18 protein-coding genes are annotated in these 20,972 nt (G+C 44.5%); 17 read left to right on the plus strand and 1 reads right to left on the minus strand.

The genetic code is table 11. The annotated features are described in order from the left end of the window. The first annotated feature begins 208 nt into the window (after positions 1–208). The 5 genes from BLCOC_RS00170 to BLCOC_RS00190 all read left to right on the plus strand — a co-directional run bounded on the left by BLCOC_RS00170 (position 209) and on the right by BLCOC_RS00190 (position 6,329). The gene (locus BLCOC_RS00170) at positions 209–1,546 is read left to right on the plus strand and encodes an ABC transporter substrate-binding protein (protein WP_115623989.1); all 1,338 of its coding nucleotides are present in this window, start codon (positions 209–211) and stop codon (positions 1,544–1,546) included. Positions 1,547–1,649: 103 nt separating this feature from the next. Continuing rightward, entirely contained in the window at positions 1,650–2,537 is an 888-nt protein-coding gene (locus tag BLCOC_RS00175) for a carbohydrate ABC transporter permease (protein ID WP_165907276.1), read from the plus strand. Positions 2,538–2,558: 21 nt separating this feature from the next. Then, positions 2,559–3,380, plus strand: a complete 822-nt coding sequence (locus tag BLCOC_RS00180; RefSeq protein ID WP_018596144.1) for a carbohydrate ABC transporter permease — start codon at positions 2,559–2,561, stop codon at positions 3,378–3,380. Positions 3,381–3,394: 14 nt separating this feature from the next. Beyond that, on the plus strand, positions 3,395–5,548 hold the full coding sequence (locus tag BLCOC_RS00185) for a glycoside hydrolase family 3 C-terminal domain-containing protein (protein ID WP_115623991.1): 2,154 nt from the start codon (positions 3,395–3,397) through the stop codon (positions 5,546–5,548). A gap of 16 nt (positions 5,549–5,564) precedes the next feature. After that, on the plus strand, positions 5,565–6,329 hold the full coding sequence (locus tag BLCOC_RS00190) for a glucose 1-dehydrogenase (protein ID WP_115623992.1): 765 nt from the start codon (positions 5,565–5,567) through the stop codon (positions 6,327–6,329). Between the two features lie 83 nt (positions 6,330–6,412). On the opposite strand, the gene nagA is transcribed toward BLCOC_RS00190, so the two are convergent. Continuing rightward, positions 6,413–7,516: an N-acetylglucosamine-6-phosphate deacetylase gene (nagA, locus tag BLCOC_RS00195; RefSeq protein WP_115623993.1), complete on the minus strand. Its 1,104-nt coding sequence runs from the start codon at positions 7,514–7,516 to the stop codon at positions 6,413–6,415. A 361-nt stretch (positions 7,517–7,877) separates the two neighbouring features. Here nagA and BLCOC_RS00200 point away from each other — a divergent pair, with 361 nt between their 5' ends. The 12 genes from BLCOC_RS00200 (at position 7,878) to BLCOC_RS00255 (ending at position 20,901) form a co-directional block, all read left to right on the plus strand. Beyond that, positions 7,878–8,576 carry an N-acetylmannosamine-6-phosphate 2-epimerase gene (locus tag BLCOC_RS00200; protein WP_018596140.1) on the plus strand — a complete coding sequence of 233 codons (699 nt, stop codon included), beginning with the start codon at positions 7,878–7,880 and terminating at the stop codon, positions 8,574–8,576. Between the two features lie 31 nt (positions 8,577–8,607). Then, positions 8,608–9,537 carry a dihydrodipicolinate synthase family protein gene (locus BLCOC_RS00205; RefSeq protein WP_115623994.1) on the plus strand — a complete coding sequence of 310 codons (930 nt, stop codon included), beginning with the start codon at positions 8,608–8,610 and terminating at the stop codon, positions 9,535–9,537. Positions 9,538–9,678: 141 nt separating this feature from the next. Beyond that, positions 9,679–11,202 carry a sodium:solute symporter family protein gene (locus BLCOC_RS00210; protein ID WP_115623995.1) on the plus strand — a complete coding sequence of 508 codons (1,524 nt, stop codon included), beginning with the start codon at positions 9,679–9,681 and terminating at the stop codon, positions 11,200–11,202. A 33-nt stretch (positions 11,203–11,235) separates the two neighbouring features. Then, complete coding sequence (locus tag BLCOC_RS00215; protein ID WP_018596137.1) at positions 11,236–11,688, plus strand: NanQ anomerase/TabA/YiaL family protein; 453 nt, start codon at positions 11,236–11,238, stop codon at positions 11,686–11,688. Between the two features lie 189 nt (positions 11,689–11,877). After that, positions 11,878–12,765 carry an ROK family protein gene (locus tag BLCOC_RS00220; protein ID WP_115623996.1) on the plus strand — a complete coding sequence of 296 codons (888 nt, stop codon included), beginning with the start codon at positions 11,878–11,880 and terminating at the stop codon, positions 12,763–12,765. 42 nt (positions 12,766–12,807) lie between these two features. Further along, a complete protein-coding gene (locus BLCOC_RS00225; protein ID WP_018596135.1) occupies positions 12,808–13,623 on the plus strand; it encodes a MurR/RpiR family transcriptional regulator in 816 nt (271 codons plus the stop codon). Positions 13,624–14,176: 553 nt separating this feature from the next. Continuing rightward, positions 14,177–14,584 (plus strand): Fur family transcriptional regulator, encoded by a 408-nt coding sequence (locus BLCOC_RS00230; RefSeq protein ID WP_018596133.1) that lies wholly within the window; start codon positions 14,177–14,179, stop codon positions 14,582–14,584. A gap of 100 nt (positions 14,585–14,684) precedes the next feature. Then, a complete protein-coding gene (locus BLCOC_RS00235; protein ID WP_018596132.1) occupies positions 14,685–15,227 on the plus strand; it encodes an NADH peroxidase in 543 nt (180 codons plus the stop codon). Positions 15,228–15,361: 134 nt separating this feature from the next. Further along, positions 15,362–15,898: a rubrerythrin gene (gene rbr / locus BLCOC_RS00240; protein WP_018596131.1), complete on the plus strand. Its 537-nt coding sequence runs from the start codon at positions 15,362–15,364 to the stop codon at positions 15,896–15,898. A gap of 363 nt (positions 15,899–16,261) precedes the next feature. Further along, a complete protein-coding gene (locus BLCOC_RS00245; RefSeq protein ID WP_115623997.1) occupies positions 16,262–18,238 on the plus strand; it encodes an NAD(P)/FAD-dependent oxidoreductase in 1,977 nt (658 codons plus the stop codon). Between the two features lie 63 nt (positions 18,239–18,301). After that, positions 18,302–19,639 carry an MATE family efflux transporter gene (locus BLCOC_RS00250; RefSeq protein WP_115625509.1) on the plus strand — a complete coding sequence of 446 codons (1,338 nt, stop codon included), beginning with the start codon at positions 18,302–18,304 and terminating at the stop codon, positions 19,637–19,639. Between the two features lie 221 nt (positions 19,640–19,860). Next, positions 19,861–20,901, plus strand: coding sequence for an iron-containing alcohol dehydrogenase (locus tag BLCOC_RS00255; protein WP_115623998.1), 1,041 nt, complete (start codon positions 19,861–19,863; stop codon positions 20,899–20,901). The last annotated feature ends 71 nt before the right edge of the window (positions 20,902–20,972 follow it).

Raw genomic sequence — 20,972 nt, forward strand, 5'->3', positions numbered from 1 at the left:
TGTGTTATAAAGGTAGGTGAAAATATTATGTTAAAATATACAGAAATACAAACATTTTGCTTCGGAAAATGAATAGAAAGAACAATAACTGTTCTATATAATAAAATTGTAATCATTCAGTACCTTAACAGTTACAACAGGTCTGCTGGATCGTTACATAAAATCAACAGATGGTACCATTGTTAGAAAAAATACGGAGGAGAAGGTTATGAAGAAAAAGGTATTTGCCATGCTGATGGCAGCAGTTGTGACATTTTCTATGGGGGCATGCGGCTCAGGTGATCAAAAAGGGGAAGAGGGAAGCAAAAAGGAAGACACAACAGAGGCGGAAGGAAAACCCGTGGAACTCAGTATGATGGTTTGGGATGGGGGAAACGGTGAGGCCGCGGAGGTTATAGTCCATGATATCATTGACGATTTCAATAAGGAAAATGAGGGGAAAATCAAAATTGTACCTGAGTATCTTCCAAGTGAACAGACCAAAACCAAGCTTCCGACTTTAATGGCGGCGAATAATGCGCCGGACTTGTTCATGTCGTGGTCAGCCGGATATCTTGAGCCGTATGTAAAAGCAGGTAAAGTATATTCTCTCCAGGAAGCACTAGACAGTGATCCGGAGTGGAAAAACCAGTTTTTAGACAGTGTAATGGAACATGTCACATATGACGGGGAAATATATGCGATTCCAACACAATTGGCGACCCAGGTGGCATACTACAACAAGGAAATTTATGACAAATTCAATCTGCCTATTCCCAAAACACATGAGGAGTATATTGAAGGGCTGAAAGTAATACGTGATTCAGGGGAAGGCATTATCCCAATGGCATTTGGAAACAGTACAGCCTGGCCTTCCGCATCGCACAGTGAAATCCTGGCAAACAGGATCGGCGGAAATGAACCTTTTGACAAAGCACTGGACGGCAGCGGGAAGTGGACGGACGAATCCTTTGTTAAGGCAGCATCCCTGTTACAGGAAATGGCGGATGAAAAACTGGTTCCCGACGGATATGCCGGCATGACTCCTGAGGAAGCAGTGGAACAGTTTAAATCAGGCAAGGCTGCATCTTTTATCTGGTCCAGTTATTGTATCAGCAATTTTGAGGCAGAGGATTCTGCGGTAAAGGATAAAGTTGTGCTTGGAAAGTGCCCCACAGTAGAAGGGGGAAAGGGAGATGAAAACAACTGGCTCGGACAGGCTGACAGATGTCTGGTTGTAAGTGAGCGCTGTGAGAATAAGGACGCAGCCGTGGAGTTTATCAAATATTATACACAGACAAAATATATGCAGAAAATGGCAGACGCAGGTACTCTGACGACTATCAATGCGGATAAGCTTGATCTGAGCAATGTTGGTCCGATCGCTTCCCAGATCATGAAACTGCACTCAGATATGACAGGACTGTTTGTATTCTATGATGTGGCACTTGGCTCTGTGGTAGGAAATGAATATAACAACACAGTACAGGCGATCATGTCAGGAAGTGATTCCCAGGAAATGTTTGAGAACTTTCAGCAATTCTTTGATGATAACTATGAGAAATAAAAGGTAACGATTCAGCAGGTCTGCACAGTTACCAGATAAAATGTGTACAGGAGGCTGTCTTGTCCAAAAGGCAGCCTTTTATACAAAAAAGGAAGGGGAAGAAATGGAGAAACTGAGAAAAGACAAACGGACTATTTGCCTCTTCATACTGCCAGCACTGTTTTGCTATCTTATGATCGCGGCATTTCCTCTGTTATGTTCGGCTGTGCTTAGTTTTGCGGACTGGAATGTAGCAGGATTAAACGGTTTTGTGGGCTTAAAAAATTATGTACAGCTTTTTACAACAGATAAGATATTTCAGGATGCAGTCGTACATACATTGATGGCCACGGTATTGTGTCTGTTGGTACAGGTTCCGTGTTCAGTCTTGCTGGCATATCTCCTTACGAAAATCAGAAGGGGAAGAAACTTTTTTAAAGTGGCATTTTTTGTACCAAACATGATATCAACAGCAGCCATCGGAATTCTGTGGATCTTTATACTGCATCCAGAGTTTGGTCTTATCAATACCATTCTCCGGTTTGTGGGGCTTGATTCTTTTACACATGTTTGGCTGGGAGAGTCAGGGACAGCGCTTATATGTGTCATCCTTGCGGCAAGCTGGCAGTATATCGGATACCATATGATCATCTATCTGTGTGCTATGCAGAATATATCTTCATCTGTGCTGGAATCAGCGGAGATTGACGGAGCGACATCCTGGCAGGCATTTTGTAAGATCACATTTCCATTGATCGTGCCAATACTTAAAATTGACACGGTACTGGTAGCCACAGGTTCTTTAAGAATATTTGATATTGTATTTGTCATGACAGGTGGCGGACCGAACCACGCTTCAGAGGTTATCGCGTCCCATCTGTATACCAGATCCTTTAAGGGGATGCAGTTCGGATACGGCAGTGCCATGTCAGTTGTCCTTATGATCATGTGTGTATTGGTAACTGTAGTGTTAAACGGCATGTTCAAGCGTTCAGAGGAAAATATAGAATAGAGTGGGAGAGAGGGTGTACATATGAACAAAGTGTCAAATATTATCAAATATGCGGTTCTGGCTGCAGTTACCCTTATTTTTATATTTCCGCTTGTTTGGGTATTCTATAACTCATTTAAGACCAACAGTGAGCTGTTTGAGAATCCCTGGGCACTGCCCGGCAGTATAAATTTTGAAAATTATATATATGCCTGGAAACAGGCAAATATCGGACAATATTTTTTAAACTCCATCATAGTCTGCGTGTCAGCGCTTTTTCTCTGCTTATTGCTGAGTACAACAGCGGCTTTTGCCCTTACCAGACTGAAATGGAAATTATCGAATGCCGCTATGATGATTTTTTTGGTGGGGATGATGATACCCATTCATTCCACTTTAATACCGCTGTTTTTAATGTTTTCAAAGGCGGGGATCATTAATTCCCATTTGTCTTTGATCATTCCCTATACAACCAGCGGAATGCCCATCGCCATATTCATTATGACAGGATTTTTGAAGAGTTTCCCTGCTGAAATAGAAGAATCCGCCATTATAGACGGCGCGACCATGAGGACTTTGTTTTTGCGAATCACGATTCCAATTGCAAAACCGTCCATTGCCACAGTGGCCATATATTCTTTTGTTTCCATGTGGAATGAGCTGAATTATGCGCTGGTATTTCTCAATGACCAGAGTAAGATGACACTTCCCATCGGGCTGAACTCATTTAAGGGGCAGTATTCTACCAATTATGTAGCCATGTTTGCCGCTGTGGCGATCACGGTTTTACCGAGTATCATTATATTTTCTATTTTTAATAAACAGGTGATAGAAGGAATGACTTCAGGAGCAGTGAAAGGCTGAGAAGGAGGGGGACAATGAATCCTTTATTTAATACAGAACTGCCTGTGGAAGAGCGGGCAAAAGAGACCATTAAACAGATGACCCTGGAAGAAAAAGTTTCACAGCTTGTGTATAAAAGCGCAGCTATTGAGCGTCTGGGAATACCGGCTTATCATTGGTGGAATGAATGTCTGCACGGTGTGGCCAGGTGCGGCACCGCAACGGTATTTCCCCAGGCAATCGGCCTGGCCGCCATGTTTGACGCTGATTTTTTAAAGAGGGTGGCAGAAGCAATATCGGACGAAATAAGAGGAAAGTATAATGCATATCAGAGTATAGGTGACAATTCCATTTATAAAGGCATTACGGAATATGCTCCTAATATAAATATCTTCAGGGACCCGAGATGGGGAAGAGGGCAGGAGACATACGGGGAGGATCCTTTCCTCACGGCTGAACTTGGAATTGCGTTCATCCGTGGGATCCAGGGAGAGGATGAGAAGTACCGCAAGGCAGATGCCAATGTAAAACATTATGTTGTACACAGCGGTCCCGATGAACTGAGACATGAAATAGATGTCACCATTGATGAAAAGCAGTTCAGGGAGACGTATCTGTATGCTTTTGCCAGATGTATCAGAGAGGCGGAAGTGGCCTGTGTGATGGGGGCATACAACAGAGTGAACGGAGCACCGTGTTCGGGAAGTTCCTATCTGTTAAAGGATATATTGAGGGAGGAACTGGGCTTTAAGGGATATGTGGTATCGGACAGCTTTGCCATTGATGATTTTCACCTGCACCACAAAATAACCTCTTCACCGGTTGAATCAGCAGCGATGGCTTTCAACAACGGATGTGATCAGAATGGCGGAACTACATTCCTGCATTTATCAGAAGCCGTAAGGCAGGGTCTTGTTAAAGAGGAAGATATAGATGTATCTGTTCAGCGTCTGTTGGAGGAGAGAATCCGTCTGGGAATGTTTGACCCTGCTGAGGATGTGCCGTTTTACAAAATAAGTGATGACATAGTGGACTGCGCAGAATTCCGCGGACTGGCAAGAGAGGCGGCAGGAAAATCTGCGGTACTGCTGAAAAATAAAGAGGATATACTTCCTCTGGAAAATAAATATAAGACCATAGCCGTCATTGGACCAAATGCTGATTCAAAGGATGTTTTATTGGGAAATTACTCCGGTACACCGTCCGAATATACCACTTTGCTGAGAGGAATGCAGGAGGAGGCAAAAAAGCGCGGTATAGAGGTTATCTATGCTGAGGGATGTGATCTTTACAAAAAAGAGTACAAAAGTCTCTGTGAGACGGATTTAATCCCCGAGGCTGTGATCGCAGCGAGAAAAAGTGATATTGCGGTGCTCTGTCTTGGCCTGTCCCCTGTACTGGAAGGGGAAGAGGGTGAGGAAGACGCTGTCCAGTGTGACCGGGATGACCTTGGGCTTCCGGGCAGACAGGCGGAGTTGGTCAGGGCTGTCGCACGGGAAGGAAAACCGGTGATACTGATTCTTTGCAATGGAAGTCCGCTCAGTATACCGAAGGAGGAGCCGTTGGCAGATGCCATTTTAGAGGTCTGGTATCCGGGTGAGGAGGGCGGAAGTGCTGTTGCTGACATTCTATTCGGAAATTATAATCCGTCCGGCCGTCTGCCGGTAACGGTTGTGAAAGGCACAGAAGATCTGCCTCCATTTGACAGTTATGACATGCAGGGCCGTACATACAGATTTTTAGAAAAAGAGCCTATGTATCCGTTTGGTTACGGATTGAGCTACACAAGATTTGAGTACAGGCCCGTTGATCTTCCGGAAACGATTCTGGCAGGCAAGGATATTCAGTTTGATGTTTCTGTCAAAAATACAGGAAAATGCTCTGGCGAGACTGTGGTACAGGTCTATATCCGGGATGAAGAGGCCAGTGTGAAAGTACCGAAGCATCAGTTGGTGTTCTTTAAAAGGGTTATGGCAGAAACAGGTGAAGAAAAGAAAGTAACCGTTTGCATAAGAGCCAGAGATCTGGCAGTGGTACGGCAGAACGGAACTTGTGTGCTGGAGCCGGGAAGATTTAAAATATATATTGGAGGCAGCCAGCCGGATGAGGTCAGCAGAAGGCTTACGGATGATGAAATCTGGGAAGGCGTGATCGAAATGACAGGAGTGGAGACAGAGATAGCTTATTAAAGGGAGGTTTTTGCAGATGTATTTGGAAGAGATATTTGGTTTAAAGGGAAAGACTGCTGTTGTGACAGGAGGAAGCCGGGGAATCGGACAGGTTGTGGTAGAGGGACTGGCCAGAGCAGGAGCTGAGGTGGTCATATTATCCAGAAGTCAGGCAGATGAGACGATCAAAAGAATTTCAGACGCAGGAGGCAGCGGATATTTTATTAAGACGGATGTTACGGATGAAAAAAGTGTGACGCAGGCATTTCAGCTTATCATGGAGCAGTCAGGCTCATTGGATATTGTATTTAACAATGCGGGAATATGCATACATAAGGATACGCTGACGTCCTCCATTGAGGAATTCAGACAGGTTGTGGATGTGAATCTGACAGGGGAATATATTGTAGCCAGGGCAGCAGGAAAGATCATGATAGAAAAAGGGATACATGGAAGTATCATCAATATGGCATCCATGTCAGGCAGTATTGTGAATATTCCTCAGTGGCAGTGTTCTTATAATGCGTCCAAGGCGGCAGTGATCCATATGACACGTTCTCTGGCAGCGGAATGGGCAGAAAACCATATAAGGGTCAACAGTCTGAGTCCAGGTTATATAGCGACCCCTATGTCTGTGGATACACCGAAAGAGCTAAAAGAGGCGTGGATGCCGCTGATCCCCATGCACAGAATGGGAAAACCTGAGGAGCTTGTTCCGGCTGTGTTATATTTAGCCAGTGACGCTTCCGGTTATACATCCGGCAGTGATGTGGTTGTGGACGGGGCATACACATGTGTGTGACCGCTGATATTAAAAAATAGAAAATCTCCCGATGAGCAGAATATGCTTTTTCGGGAGATTTTTATGGAATCGGGCAACTGTCCTTATAATACTTTTTTCAAATTATACGCCTCATCCACCAGCAGGATATCTGCCTCTTTACCAGGAGTAAGAGAACCGACTCTGTCATATACACCGATACTCTTAGCCGGGTTCCTTGTGGCTGCGAAGATGGCGTCAGCTTCGGGGATACCGAATGCCATAGCTGTTTTCATACAGTCAAACAGGTTGGTTGCGGAACCTGCAATGGTTCCGTTGGCCAGAGTTGCCTTTCTGTTGTTCATGGTAACTTCCTGGCCGCCCAGCTCGTAGGTGCCGTTTTCCATGCCTGTTGCCATCATGGAATCGCTGATGAGCACAACTCTTTCACTTCCGAACATGCGGAAAGTGTTTCTCACAACGCTGGGATGGATGTGGATGCCGTCGCAGATCAATTCTACCATGCAGTTTTCAGTATCTGCGGCAGCGCCTACAACACCGGGATCGCGGTGTGCGTAGGACGGCATGGCGTTAAATAGATGTGTCACATGGGCAGCGCCTTTTTTCATGGCTGAAAGTGCAGTGTCATATCCGGCTGTAGTATGGCCGATGGAGATTTTTACTTCGTTCTTCAGTTCTTCTATAAATTCATCTGCGCCTTCCATATTCGGAGCAAGTGTTACAAGCTTTATGAGATGTCCGGTTTTTTCATTGCATTCACGGAAGAATGCAATATCCGGTCTGCGGATATGCCGTTCTACATGTGCGCCTTTTTTATCAGGATCAATGAAAGGCCCTTCCATATTCACGCCCACGATCCTTGCCTGGTCTTTGGCATTTCCCGCGCTGACAGCAGTTGCAAAGATTTCCAAAAGCTGCTCTTTTGGAAGCGTCATGGAGGTTGGGCAGTAAGATGTCACGCCGTGGGATTTTTCATAGCGCAGAATTGTTTTAAGTCCTTCCACGTCTGCGTCGGAAAAATCGTGTCCGAATGCTCCGTGGCTGTGAACATCTACAGTACCGGGGAGAACTTTCAGGCCTGTGGCATCAATCTCTGTCTTGTCTGTCACTTCATCTATAGAAGAGACAATTTTTCCGTTCTCTACATAGAGGTCTTTTTTCTCAAAGGTTCCATCTTCCTGAAATACTGATCCGTTTTTAATTATCATCTGGTTTCACTCCTTTTCTGATTTCACTCTACCACATGATCCGTTCCCTGTCCTTGTATTTTTTTGCAATTCTTTGGGAAAATATGTGATGTTAGTTATTATCCGTGTGTATCTGTACTTCTATTATAATTCCCATTACAAGTTAATTCAATGTATGAGGGTAAAATTGAAAGAACTTTCATAAAACGTCAATATAAATAAAAAATCAGGTTTCAGCACCGGTAAAATTTGTGCAAGTTGATATTTGGTTTGAAAGGATTTTCTGAATCGGAAAAAATATTGAAAAAATTTTCATAAATGCTATACTGAAGTCAAAGCGAAGGCAGCAGATCAGAAGCCGAGATGCGGAAAGGAGAGAGTTATGAATCAGCGTTTAGAGAAGCTCAAGGGACATTTAATCGTATCCTGCCAGGCACTTCCTCATGAACCCCTCCATTCATCCTTTATTATGGGAAGAATGGCAAAAGCAGCAGCAGAAGGCGGAGCCATGGGAATTCGTGCCAACACAAAGGAGGATATAGCGGAGATCAAGAAAAATGTGGACCTTCCGGTTATTGGGATTGTAAAACGTGATTATGATGACAGCAAAGTTTATATCACACCAACTATGAAGGAAGTCGATGAACTGATGGAGGTAAATCCTGAGATCATTGCCATTGATGCCACAAAAGATCTGAGACCGGGAAATGTAACTTTGGACGAATTTTATGCGGAGATCAGAAAGAAGTATCCTGAGCAGCTTCTGATGGCAGACTGCTCCACCGTGGAGGAAGCGCTTCACGCAGACGAGCTTGGATTTGACTTCATTGGTACGACACTGGTTGGCTATACTGAGCACAGCAGAGGTGACAGGATTGAAGCGAATGATTTTGAAATCATACGCACAATATTAAGCAGAGTAAAACATCATGTGATCGCAGAAGGCAACATAAACACACCGGAAAAGGCAAAACGCGTGATCGAACTGGGATGCTACAGCGTGGTAGTAGGTTCTATTATTACACGTCCCCAATTGATCACAAAATCCTTCACAGATGTGATGGCAACCCTGGAAAAGTAAATGTAAGAGGAAGATGAAAGGAGTCACAGCAATGAGTAAATTAGATAAGTACAGAGGTATTATCCCGGCATTTTATGCATGTTATGATGAGGAAGGAAATGTGAGCGGAGAGCGTGTACAGGCCCTCACACGTCACTTCATCGAAAAAGGCGTAAAGGGTGTCTACGTAAATGGTTCTTCAGGAGAATGTATTTACCAGAGCGTAGAAGAGAGAAAGCTTATCATTGAAAACGTAATGGCAGCAGCAAAGGGTAAACTGACTGTCATCAATCATGTGGCATGTAATAACACAAAGGACAGTGTGGAGCTGGCAAAACACTCTGAGAGTGTAGGCGTAGATGCAATCGCATCCATTCCTCCTATTTACTTCCGTCTGCCGGAGTATTCTATTGCAGCTTACTGGAATGCAATCAGTGAAGCAGCGCCAAACACAGATTTCGTGATTTACAATATACCGCAGCTTGCTGGCACAGCTCTGACTATGAGCCTGTTTGCAGAGATGATGAAAAACCCAAGAGTTATCGCTGTAAAGAACTCTTCCATGCCTGCCCAGGATATTCAGATGTTCAAAACAGCAGGTCTTGCGGCAAAAGACGACTTTGTAGTGTTCAACGGCCCGGATGAGCAGTTTGTAGCAGGACGCGCGATCGGTGCTGACGGTGGGATCGGCGGAACCTATGGTGTTATGCCGGAGCTGTTCCTGAAACTGAATGAGCTGGTCGAGGCAGGGGAAAAGAAAAAAGCCTGTGAATTACAGTATGCGATCAATGAGATCATCTACAAAATGTGCTCCAGCCATGCGAATATGTATGCGGTAGCAAAAGAAATCCTGCGCACAAACGACAGCGTAAATATCGGAGGTGTCCGTGAACCGCTGGAAAATATGCAGGAAGCAGACAAAGTGATCGCTCATGAGGCTGCCGCTATGGTTAAAGCTGCCATGGAAAGATATCTGGTATAATCCTGCTGTATAATGTGCTCCTGGCGTAGACAGCAGGGGCTGTTACTTGGAATATTAATGTAGTATTAGGGAAAAGTAAAAGAAAATCTATGCCTTTACGGGCGTAGCGTACAAAAAGAAGAGATTAGAGGGAGGTAACAGATGCAGGGTTTTACTTATATTGATCTGGCTATTTTGATCGTTTACCTGGCAGCCGTTTTATTTGCCGGTCTTCATTTTGCTAAAAAGGAAATGAAGGGAAAAGAATACTTTAAGAGTGACGGAACCGTACCGTGGTGGGTTACATCCGTATCTATTTTCGCGACACTGCTCAGTCCCATTTCCTTCCTGTCACTGGCAGGAAATTCATACGCGGGAACATGGATCATGTGGTTTGCACAGTTAGGTATGCTGCTGGCAATTCCGCTTACCATCAGATTTTTCCTGCCTATTTACAGCAAACTGGATATTGATACGGCTTATCATTATCTGGAGCTGCGTTTTAACAGCAAGGGACTGCGTGTTCTGGGCGCAATTATGTTCATCATTTATCAGGTTGGACGTATGTCCATAATCATGTATCTTCCTTGTATGGTATTATCCAGCCTCATGGGAATCAATGTAAATATCCTAATCGTCATCATGGGAATCATTGCTATCATTTACTCCTACACAGGTGGTCTAAAATCCGTACTCTGGACAGACTTTATCCAGGGGTCCGTGCTTTTAGTCGGTGTTACTTTTGGCTTGATCTTCCTGGTAGCCCATCTTGACGGCGGTATCGGATCGATTTTCCATGAAATGACAGCAGGCCATAAGTTCCTGGCAGTTGACCAGCCGATTTTCAATCCTAACATTTTAAAAGACAGTGTATTCCTCATGATCGTAGGCGCCGGATTCAACACAATGGGTTCCTATGTATCCAGCCAGGATATTGTACAGCGTTTTACAACAACAACAGACACAAAGAAACTGAACAAGATGATGCTGACAAATGGCGGTCTGTCTATCTTCATCGCAACTGTATTTTACTTGATCGGTACCGGTTTGTATGTATTTTACCAGGTACAGGGCAATCAGCTTCCGCCGGCAGCGCAGCAGGATCAGATTTTTGCATCCTGGATCGCTTTTCAGCTTCCTGTGGGTATTACCGGTCTGCTTCTGGCAGCCATCTATGCAGCAGCCCAGTCCACATTGTCCACCGGTCTGAACTCCGTGGCATCAAGCTGGACGCTGGATATCCAGGCCAGACTTTCCAAGAAGGAACTGAGCTTTGAGAAACAGACAAAGATTGGACAGTATGTATCCCTTCTGGTAGGTATTTTCTCAATCGTGGTTGCTGTAGTTCTGGCTAACGGCGGCGTGAAATCCGCTTACGAATGGTTTAACGGATTCATGGGTCTGGTACTTGGTATCCTAGTGGGTACTTTCATTCTGGGGGCGTTTACCAAGGTTGCCAATACCTTTGGCGCTGTATGCGCGTTTATCGCTGCATCAGCAGTTATGGTAGCGATCAAATATGTGGTGCCGGCTGTGGCTCCGGATGTGACGATCTCTATCTGGTCCTACTCCATTATTTCTATCGTTGTTTCTCTGGTTGTGGGTCTCCCCGCAAGTATTATATCCAGAAAGGTAAAGGGAGATAACTCCGTGCCGGCTGCACATACAACGATTTACAAAAACTGATCGTAATGTCTGTTCTGAAAGGGAGGCAGCAAAATGGTATTTGGTAATATCAGAGATTTAAAGGATTATTCCTGGCTGGAAAAGGAAGTTCTGAAATGCTTCCGGTATGCACAGGAACATGACCTGCTGAATTATGAAAAAGGCAGTCATGAGATAGACGGGGATGATTTGTTCGTAAACATTGTGGAATATGAGACCACAACACCGGAAAATCGTTTCTGGGAAGCACACAGGCAGTATCTGGATCTGCATTTTATGCTGAGAGGTCCGGAACAGATCGATGTGAACTTTATTGATAACATGGAGCAGAAGGAGTTTGTGGAGAAGGATGATTTTCTACCTCTTGAAGGTGAACCAAACAGCCATGTGGTACTGACAGAAGGCGATTTCCTTCTCTGTTATCCAAAGGACGCCCACAGGACAGCCGTTGCGGTTGACGGTCCGGCTGTTATCAAAAAAGCTATATTTAAGATCAAAATCAAATAATCAGAGATTCTTTAAAGACTGTGGGGCAGACTCATGGTACAATATAGGGAACTGTAACGGCCGCGGGAATGTGACATTACAGTTCCCTTTTGTCACGTTTTAATACCGCATTAAGTGCGGTGGTGAAACGGCAGCTATATGGATTTGTGCCTGTAAAGGCACTGAACAGTGATATAAGGAGCATTTGTTATGAAACAATATATTTGTATTGATATTGGCGGTACTTCTATAAAGTATGGTATAATACAGGAAGATGCGGTATTTGTGGCTGCAGGTGAAATGCCCACAGAGGCTATGCAGCATGGCGGACCGGGAATCATGAAAAAAGCAGTGAAGATTATTGAAGATTACCTGAAGGATCGTAGTCCTGCGGGTATCTGTATCTCAACGGCGGGTATGGTGGACTGCGAGGCGGGCAGGATCACACATTCCGCTCCGCTGATACCGGAATATACAGGTACAGAGATCAAGAAAACTCTGGAAGAGAGATTTCATCTGCCCTGCGAGGTGGAAAATGACGTGAACTGCGCAGGGCTTGCGGAGAACTTTGCGGGTGCATCCAGGGGCACAAAGATCAGTCTGTGTCTGACGATCGGTACAGGAATCGGCGGTGCTATTGTGATCGACAACCAGGTGTTCCACGGATTTTCCGGGAGCGGGTGTGAAATTGGATATATGCATCTTCCGGGCGGTGAGTTTCAGGATATGGGCGCAAGCAGCATTCTGGTGAAGAAGACTGCGGAATACAAGAAGATCAGTCCTGACAGCATTGACGGCAGATATGTATTTGAAAATGCGAAGCAGGGTGACGCAGACTGTATCCGCGCCATTGATGAGATGGTGGACGTGCTGGGAATGGGAATCGCAAATATCTGTTATGTGATCAACCCGGAAGTGGTGGTTCTGGGAGGCGGAATCATGGCTCAGAAGGAATATCTGTATGACAGGATCAGAAAGAGTATGGATAAGTATCTGATACCTTCTGTAGCTTCCAATACCAGACTGGCTTTTGCGGAAAATAAAAATCAGGCGGGAATGCTGGGGGCATTTTATCATTTCAGAGGAAAACACTCCTAAGCGCTGCCTTGCCGCATAGACAGATAGAATGGAGGTGCTCGAATGGAGCAGTATGAAAAAAATATCATTCCTCAGATAGAATCAATTTATAACAGTTTTACACCTTTGGAGAAAACCATTGCTGATTTTTTTATCAGCAATACAGAAAAAATAGATTTATCCTCCAAAAGTGTATCCAGTCGTCTGTATGTGTCGGAGGCATCCCTGTCACGTTTTGCAAAAAAGTGTGGTTATAAAGGATACCGGGAGTTTCTGTTCTGTTATGAGCAGGGAACTGTGCGGAATTATCCTGTGAGTAATGACCAGACGAAAATGGTGCTGAATACTTACCAGGAGCTTTTAAACAAGAGTTATTCCCTGGTGAATGAGGAACAGATGAAGCGTATTGTCAATATACTGTCAGAGAAAAAGCGGGTATATGTGTACGGCAAGGGAAGCTCCGGTCTGGTGGGCATGGAGATGAAAATTCGTTTTATGCGTATCGGCGTCAATGTGGAGGCAGTGACGGATACACATATTATGAAGATCAACTCTGTGCTTTTGGATGAGGACTGTGCGGTGATTGGTATCAGTGTCAGCGGAAGAACTGAGGAAGTTATAACTTCCATGAAGGCGGCCAAGGAGAGAGGTGCCACTACCATTCTAATGACATCCAGGAAGGATAAGACATTTTTAAATTACTGTGATGAGATACTTTTGTTCGCTGTTAAGGAAAATCTGGAAAAAGGAAAAGCGATATCCCCACAGTTTCCCATATTAGTTATGGTGGATATTTTGTTCTCCCATATACTGGAGTCAGATAAATTCAGGAGAGAAGCCATACATGAGTACACGCTCAATGCTCTGGATGCCAGGTGATGTCATAGGGGGCTGGTGTCGCGTGGCTGTCTCGGGACTGTCTTGCAAATACAAGGTAACACCTGGTAGGACAGTGGATGGCTGAACCGTTCTGATGCAAAGTATTTTATTGCAAAAAGGTGTTGACTTTTTAAGAAAAAAAGAATATTATAAAAGTGAAAGAAACAAAACTATGTAATCCAACAAGAACAAAAAAGAACCCCCATGGACCCATATTCCGTGGGGGTTCGCTTTGGTTAGCTGTCTTTATTTCGGTCTAACCATTTGCCGATAAAGTAAGTGATGATACCGGCCATAACCGAAATTATAAAATTGGTTATGTAATCCAACAAGAACACCTCCTTCCTGCTGGAAAGAATCGACAGCATATTCATTATAAGGCATATAATAGGCAATATCAGCATAATATATATACAAAAAATCTATTTATAAGTATTCTACAAAAACCGGCTATTTATAAAGCCGGAATTTTTATAAGTTCATACTTGACAAAAATTGTTAAGTATTGTATAGTTATATCAGTAACAATTATTGTTATTGAAAGGAGGGTGCGATGGCAACATTGAAGTACAGCCGTCAGCGGGAATCCATCCGCGAGTTCGTTATGAACAGCAAGGAGCATCCTACGGCCGATACTGTATATGCAGGAATCAAAGCCGATTTTCCGAATATTAGTCTTGGTACAGTATATCGGAACTTATCTCTTCTGGTTGACTTAGGCGAGATCGCCAAGATCACAACAGGGGATGGCCCGGACAGATTTGACTGCAATACAAAACCTCATAGTCATTTTATATGCACCCAGTGTCACAGCATCACAGACATAGAGGCAAGCGAATTTGACTGTATGAAGGAGAAAGTGGCCGAGGGTTTTGATGGTAAAATAACAGGTCATATGACTACTTTTTACGGAGTTTGTAAAGAATGTCTCGAAGCAAAAAAAATTAAAAAAACTAGTTGACAAAAATTGTCAAGTATGTTACATTGAAACAGTAATCATTACTGTTATCAAAAAAACCAATAAATAACAAAATATTTAATCAAAAAGGAGAATGAGTATTATGAAAAAATTTGTATGTAGTGTATGTGGATATGTTTATGAAGGCGATGCAGCTCCGGAAAAATGTCCAGTATGTGGCGTAGGTGCTGATAAATTTACAGAGCAGGCAGGCGAGATGACATGGGCAGCAGAGCATGTTGTAGGAGTTGCTCAGGGCGTAAGCGAAGATATCATTGCTGATTTAAGAGCTAACTTTGAAGGCGAGTGCTCAGAGGTTGGTATGTACCTGGCAATGGCAAGAGTAGCTCACAGAGAAGGATATCCGGAAATCGGTTTATACTGGGAAAAAGCTGCTTACGAAGAAGCAGAGCATGCTTCCAAATTCGCTGAGTTATTAGGCGAAGTTGTAACTGACAGCACAAAGAAAAACCTGGAAATGCGTGTTGCTGCAGAGAACGGCGCAACAGCTGGTAAATTTGACCTGGCAAAACGTGCAAAAGCTGCTAACCTGGATGCTATTCATGATACAGTACATGAGATGGCAAGAGATGAGGCTCGTCACGGTAAAGCATTCGAGGGTCTGTTAAAGAGATACTTCGGTTAATTCAGATATAAAGCGGGATATTTTCCTGCAGGTAATTATGATTTAGCAATTGTCTTGCAGAGCCGGTCATGTGCCGGTTCTGCAATAGAAAATAAATAGTCGTTTGTTTTCAGAATTTTATGGAGGGTTTTTATATGTCAAAGTACGCAGGAACAAAAACAGAGAAAAACTTATGGGACGCATTCGCCGGTGAATCACAGGCAAGAAATAAATATACATATTATGCATCCGCAGCAAAGAAAGCCGGATACGAGCAGTTAGCTTCCTTATATCTGGAGACAGCAGACCAGGAAAAAGAACACGCAAAAATGTGGTTCAAAGAGATCCACGGTATCCATGATATTGCGCAGAACCTGGAAGACGCGGCAGCAGGTGAGAATTACGAGTGGACAGACATGTACGCACGTATGGCTCAGGAAGCCAGAGAAGAGGGATTTGAAGAGCTGGCAGTGAAGTTTGAAGGCGTTGCTAAAGTAGAAGCTGCGCACGAGAGACGTTATAAAAAACTCCTTGAAAGTTATAAGGCAGACAAGACATTTAAGGGAGACGCTCCTTTAGGCTGGAAGTGCAGAAACTGTGGTTATGTACACGAGGCAGAGGAAGCTCCGGAAGTCTGTCCGGTATGCGCTCATCCGAAGGCATACTTTGAGAGAAAAGTTGAAAACTATTAATCCTCACTTTAATAGAATTCATATTGCTATAGCAGGAGGCCCGTATGGGCCTCCTGTTTTGTGTACATCTAAAAGGCCTGTTATCGCAATAAATAATTTCGGATACTCGAATTTTTCTGCGTCTCTTTATTGTTATTGAAAGTCTTCTAGTGTAATATGGAAATATAGTAACTATTCAGTAGGTCTGCGCATTTACTGCGCTGACCGTAAGAAAACGTTCAGCAGCCAGGCAAAAATTCCATCGCCAAAGGCGATTTGCACGGATTTTCGCTCGTAACTGTAAGGGTACTGAACAGTTACGAAATATAAATATTTTGCTGTGCCATATCATATAAAGCAGAATCATTAAAAGGAGAAGGAATTATGAAGCATTATCCACATTTATTCAGCCCTATAAAAATCGGGCCGCTGACTTTAAAGAACCGAATATGTGTATCACCGATGACGATTACCGGACGCGGGGAGGAAAAGGGGTATTTTGCGCAGGATAACATTGATTTTTATACCACATTGGCAAGAGGAGGTGCGGCTCTTCTTACTATCGGTGAGACCGGAATCCATTCACGCACAGATGCATGTCATCCGCGGATGGCGCACTTGGATGATCCAGGCCTGCTTCCCTCATTGACAAGACTGGTGGACAGTGTGCACCAGTACGATACCTTTGTATCCATAGAGCTTGTGCATTCTGGCAGGAGAGCGCATCCTGCTTATCTGCCTGAAGACGGAGAGGTGTGGGGGCCGTCGCCCTCTGTCAACCATTACGGAGCAGAGGTTAAAGAAATGACTGAGAATATGATGGATGAAATTGCGGATGCCTACGCAGAAGCCGCGTTTATGGCAAAATTCGCAGGGGTTGATATGGTAATGATACACGGGGGACACGGCTGGCTTTTGGACCAGTTCCTCTCACCGCTTAATAATAAGCGGACGGATCAATATGGGGGAAGTTTAGAAAACCGTGCCCGTTTTCCGATCATGGTTCTGGATAGAGTGAGGGAACGCTGCGGAAAGAATTTCCCTATAGAATACCGTATATCAGGCTCAGAGCTTATAGAGGGGGGACTGGAAGAGGAGGAGATGTCAGTCTTTGCCCATATGATAGAGGATAAGGTAGATTCCTTTCATGTATCCGTGGGAAGCTTCCATGATCCTGCCACTATGGTGCGCATGTTTCCGGGGCCGTTTTTCCCGAATGGTGTGAATATACCTTATGCAGCAGCTATTAAAAAGGCAGTCAGTGTTCCAGTTACCGGTATTGGCGGGCTGTCTGACCCGGAGCATATGGAAAAGCTGTTGGAAGAGGAACAAGTGGATATGGTGGCCATGGGGCGCCAGATGATAGCAGACCCATTCCTTCCTAAAAAGGCATTGAAGGGGAAAAGTTGTGAAATAGCCCATTGTATCCGTTGTATGCGCTGCAACAGCGGGGCGCTTATTCCCTATGTACCCTATCCCAACGGAGTGGTCTACTGCTCTGTAAACCCTGTCATGGGAAGACTCCGTGAAATTGGCAGAGAGAATTCTTTTATAAATGAAAAGAAAAAAATATTGATAGCAGGCGGCGGACCGGCTGGAATGCAGGCTGCATTGGGCGGACTGGAAAGGGGGCACAGTGTTGTCTTATGTGAGTCAAGCGGCTCTCTTGGAAATACACTGGCTTATTCTGAGCATATTGAGTTCAAGAATGATATCCGCATATTCAGGGATTCTCTTATCAGCCGCATTCAGGCAAGTCAGGCCGAAATCCATATGAATACGGCAGTGACACCTGAATTGATCAGGGAGGTGGAACCGGATCTGGTCATAAGTGCAATAGGCGGAGAACCATTGGTTCCTCCGATCAATGGGATACATAATGATAATGTCTTATATGCTGCATCCATGCATAAACGGGGGGATGTTCCGAAAAATAAGACAGTTGTCATTGGCGGAGGCCTTATGGGATGTGAGGAGGCCATTGCCCTTGCCCAGGATGGGAAAAATGTAACAATTGTAGAAATGACAGATATTATCGCAGGCGAGGCCGACGGCGGGCTGAAGCAGATGATAGATGAAAAAATAGAATATTACAAAATACCGGTTTTAACAGGATATTCCTGTGTAAAAATAACGGATGGGGGAGCTGTAGTAAAGAGTAAAGACGGAGTGGAAAAAACTCTGAAAGCGGATTCGGTTCTCATTGCAGCGGGCGTTCGTCCAAAAGATTCAGAGACAAGCAGGTTGAGAGATGCCTGTTATGATCTGGGAATAGAATTCATAGCAGTGGGGGACTGCAAAAAGACAGGAAGAATACGTGAAGCCACATCCAGCGGCTATTTCGCAGGACGTAATGCATAGGAATTCCGGAATGTGAACAGTAAAAAATCTGCAGGAAGCCAAAACAGAAGGGAAGAGATACATATGATAACTGATATGACCCAGGGAAAGCCGTTCCAGGTCCTGTGGCGCTTTACCATCCCCATGCTGGTCAGTGTTATGTTCCAGCAGTTTTATAATATTGTGGACAGTATTGTGGCCGGAAAGTTTGTAGGCGTGGACGCATTGGCGGCAGTGGGTGCTTCGTACCCCATAACTATGATATTCATGGCAGTTGCAACAGGACTGAATATAGGATGTTCTGTGGTGATCTCCCTGTACTTTGGTGCCAGGGAGTATGGGAAGATGAAGTGTTGTGTCAGCACATCCCTGATATCTACTTTGGGGATCGCGGTATTTTTGTCCGGATGTGGGTTTCTGTTCAGCCGGCCTTTGATGCGGCTTATGAATACACCGCAAAATATATTTTCCGATTCGGCGCTTTACCTGAATATCTATATAGGCGGGCTTATTTTTCTGTTTCTCTACAATATATGTACCGGTGTATTCACCGCTCTGGGAGATTCCAGGACACCCCTGTATTTATTGATCGCTTCATCACTGGGGAATATTGTCCTTGACCTGGTATTTGTCGTTGTCTTTCATATGGGAGTTGCAGGTGTGGCATGGGCTACTTTTATCGCCCAGGGTATTTCTTCGCTGTTGGCGTTTGTGACCCTTTTAAGAAGGCTAAAGGATATAGAGGCGGAAGAGCCTTACTCAAAATTTTCATGGGAAATGGCGGGCAAGATAAGCCGGGTGGCAGTGCCCAGCATTCTGCAGCAGAGCTTTATTTCTGTTGGAAACCTGTTCGTCCAGGGGCTAATCAACAGCTATGGCTCTGCTGTAGTTGCAGGATATTCCGCGGGAATGAAGGTAAATACCTTTGCCATCACCTGCTTTTCTACCCTTGGTAACGGTCTGTCCAGCTTCACTGCCCAGAATACAGGTGCCGGCAGACCGGAGCGTATCAGCCAGGGTTTCCGGGCAGGGGTGAGGCTTGTGCTGTGTGTGGCGGTACCTGCGTTTTTATTGTTTTTTATGTTCAGCCCCTCTGTCATTCAGCTCTTTATGAGTAAGGGAGGTGAAGCGGCAGCTCAGGTCGGTGTAGAATTTCTGCGGATCGTATCTCCTTTTTATATGGTCATATCATTAAAGCTCATAGCGGATGGTGTTCTCAGAGGTTCCGGCAGTATGAAAGCGTTTATGGTCTCCACGTTCACGGATCTGATACTCAGGGTTTTTCTGGCATTTGTACTTTCGGTTCCTTTCGGTGCTGTTGGTATCTGGATGTCCTGGCCTGCCGGATGGGTAATAGGCACAGGAATCTCTCTGTTTTTTTATTTTACAGGTGTGTGGAAAAAGAAAAGCGGGATCGTGTGATCTGTTGAAAATACATCGATCACTCATCAGTCACAGACAGAAGTTCGGTGATTTCTCAGCAATTGAGGAATTTCCGGGCTTTTTTTTGTGCAAAAAAGTGCACAAATTGTCTAACAGCTTTTTGTGAATATATTGTAATTGACAAATTGGAAATACTTGGGTAATATAATATTAAACATAGTTTATAAATGTTATTTAAAAATTAGAAAAGGAGAAAAACTATGGCAAAAAAAATGTTTACAACAATCTACGGACGTAACCTGGTGGGAGAACTGAAGAATATTGTGCAGAGACCTTATCTGGTGGTGACAATGGAGGATCTGTGGGAAAAATTCAAAGACGAGTTTGATGATGACTGCATCGTACACTTTGTAAAGACTCTGGAATATGATGAGATAATGGCCAACATTGAAAAACTTCCTAAGTTTGAAGCAGTGATCGGAATGGGCGGTGGACAGGCTGTTGACTATGCAAAGACGGTAGCCTGGAAGACACATATGCCTTTATATCAGGTGCCAACCTCCATCGCAACAAACGCAGTGTTCGGACACCGCGCGGGCCTGAGATTTGACAGTGTGGTAAAATACGTGGGATATGTGGAGCCGGTAGCTGTCTATGTGGATTATGATGTGATCCAGAGCGGTCCAAAAGCCCTGAACAGGAGCGGTGTGTGTGATGTGCTCTGCTACAACAACTCCCTGTTTGACTGGAAATACGCAGCAGACCAGGGGAAATGCGAGGAGAAATGGCCCTATGACCAGGAGATGGCAGATGAGGTGAGAGAAGTATACCAGTCTGTAGTGGAGAACCTGAATGACATCTATGCGTTAAACGAAAAAGGGATCCGTGTACTGACGGAGGGTCTGAGATGGGGCGGAGCAGCCTTCCACAACAACGGCTGGAACCCAAGACCTATTGAGGGAAGCGACCACTTCTTATTCTACACACTGGAATACATGACCAAGAAGAAATTCATCCATGGCCAGCCGGTATGCCTGGGGATCTTCGTGGGATCTGCAATGGGAGGAAATGACTCGGACGGGATCCTGGATATCATCCACAAAGCAGGAGTGGAGATCAGACCGGAAGGAATGGGGATCACCTGGGAGGATGTATTTGCGGCGATCAAATATGAGAAGGAATTCCTGGAGAGCCACGGATACTGGTACACAGTAGTCAATGATTTCAAGGTAACAGATGAGTTCTGCCGGATGATCAAAGACAAGGTGATCGCCAAATATGGTGAGTGGGAAGCAAAATAAAAAGAATACCCACCTATAAAAGAGGGCGCGTTTTGCAGGACGGCTGCCAATCTTCTACAAAGGTATTCTTA

This window comes from Blautia coccoides, assembly GCF_034355335.1.
GTDB lineage: Bacteria > Bacillota > Clostridia > Lachnospirales > Lachnospiraceae > Blautia > Blautia producta.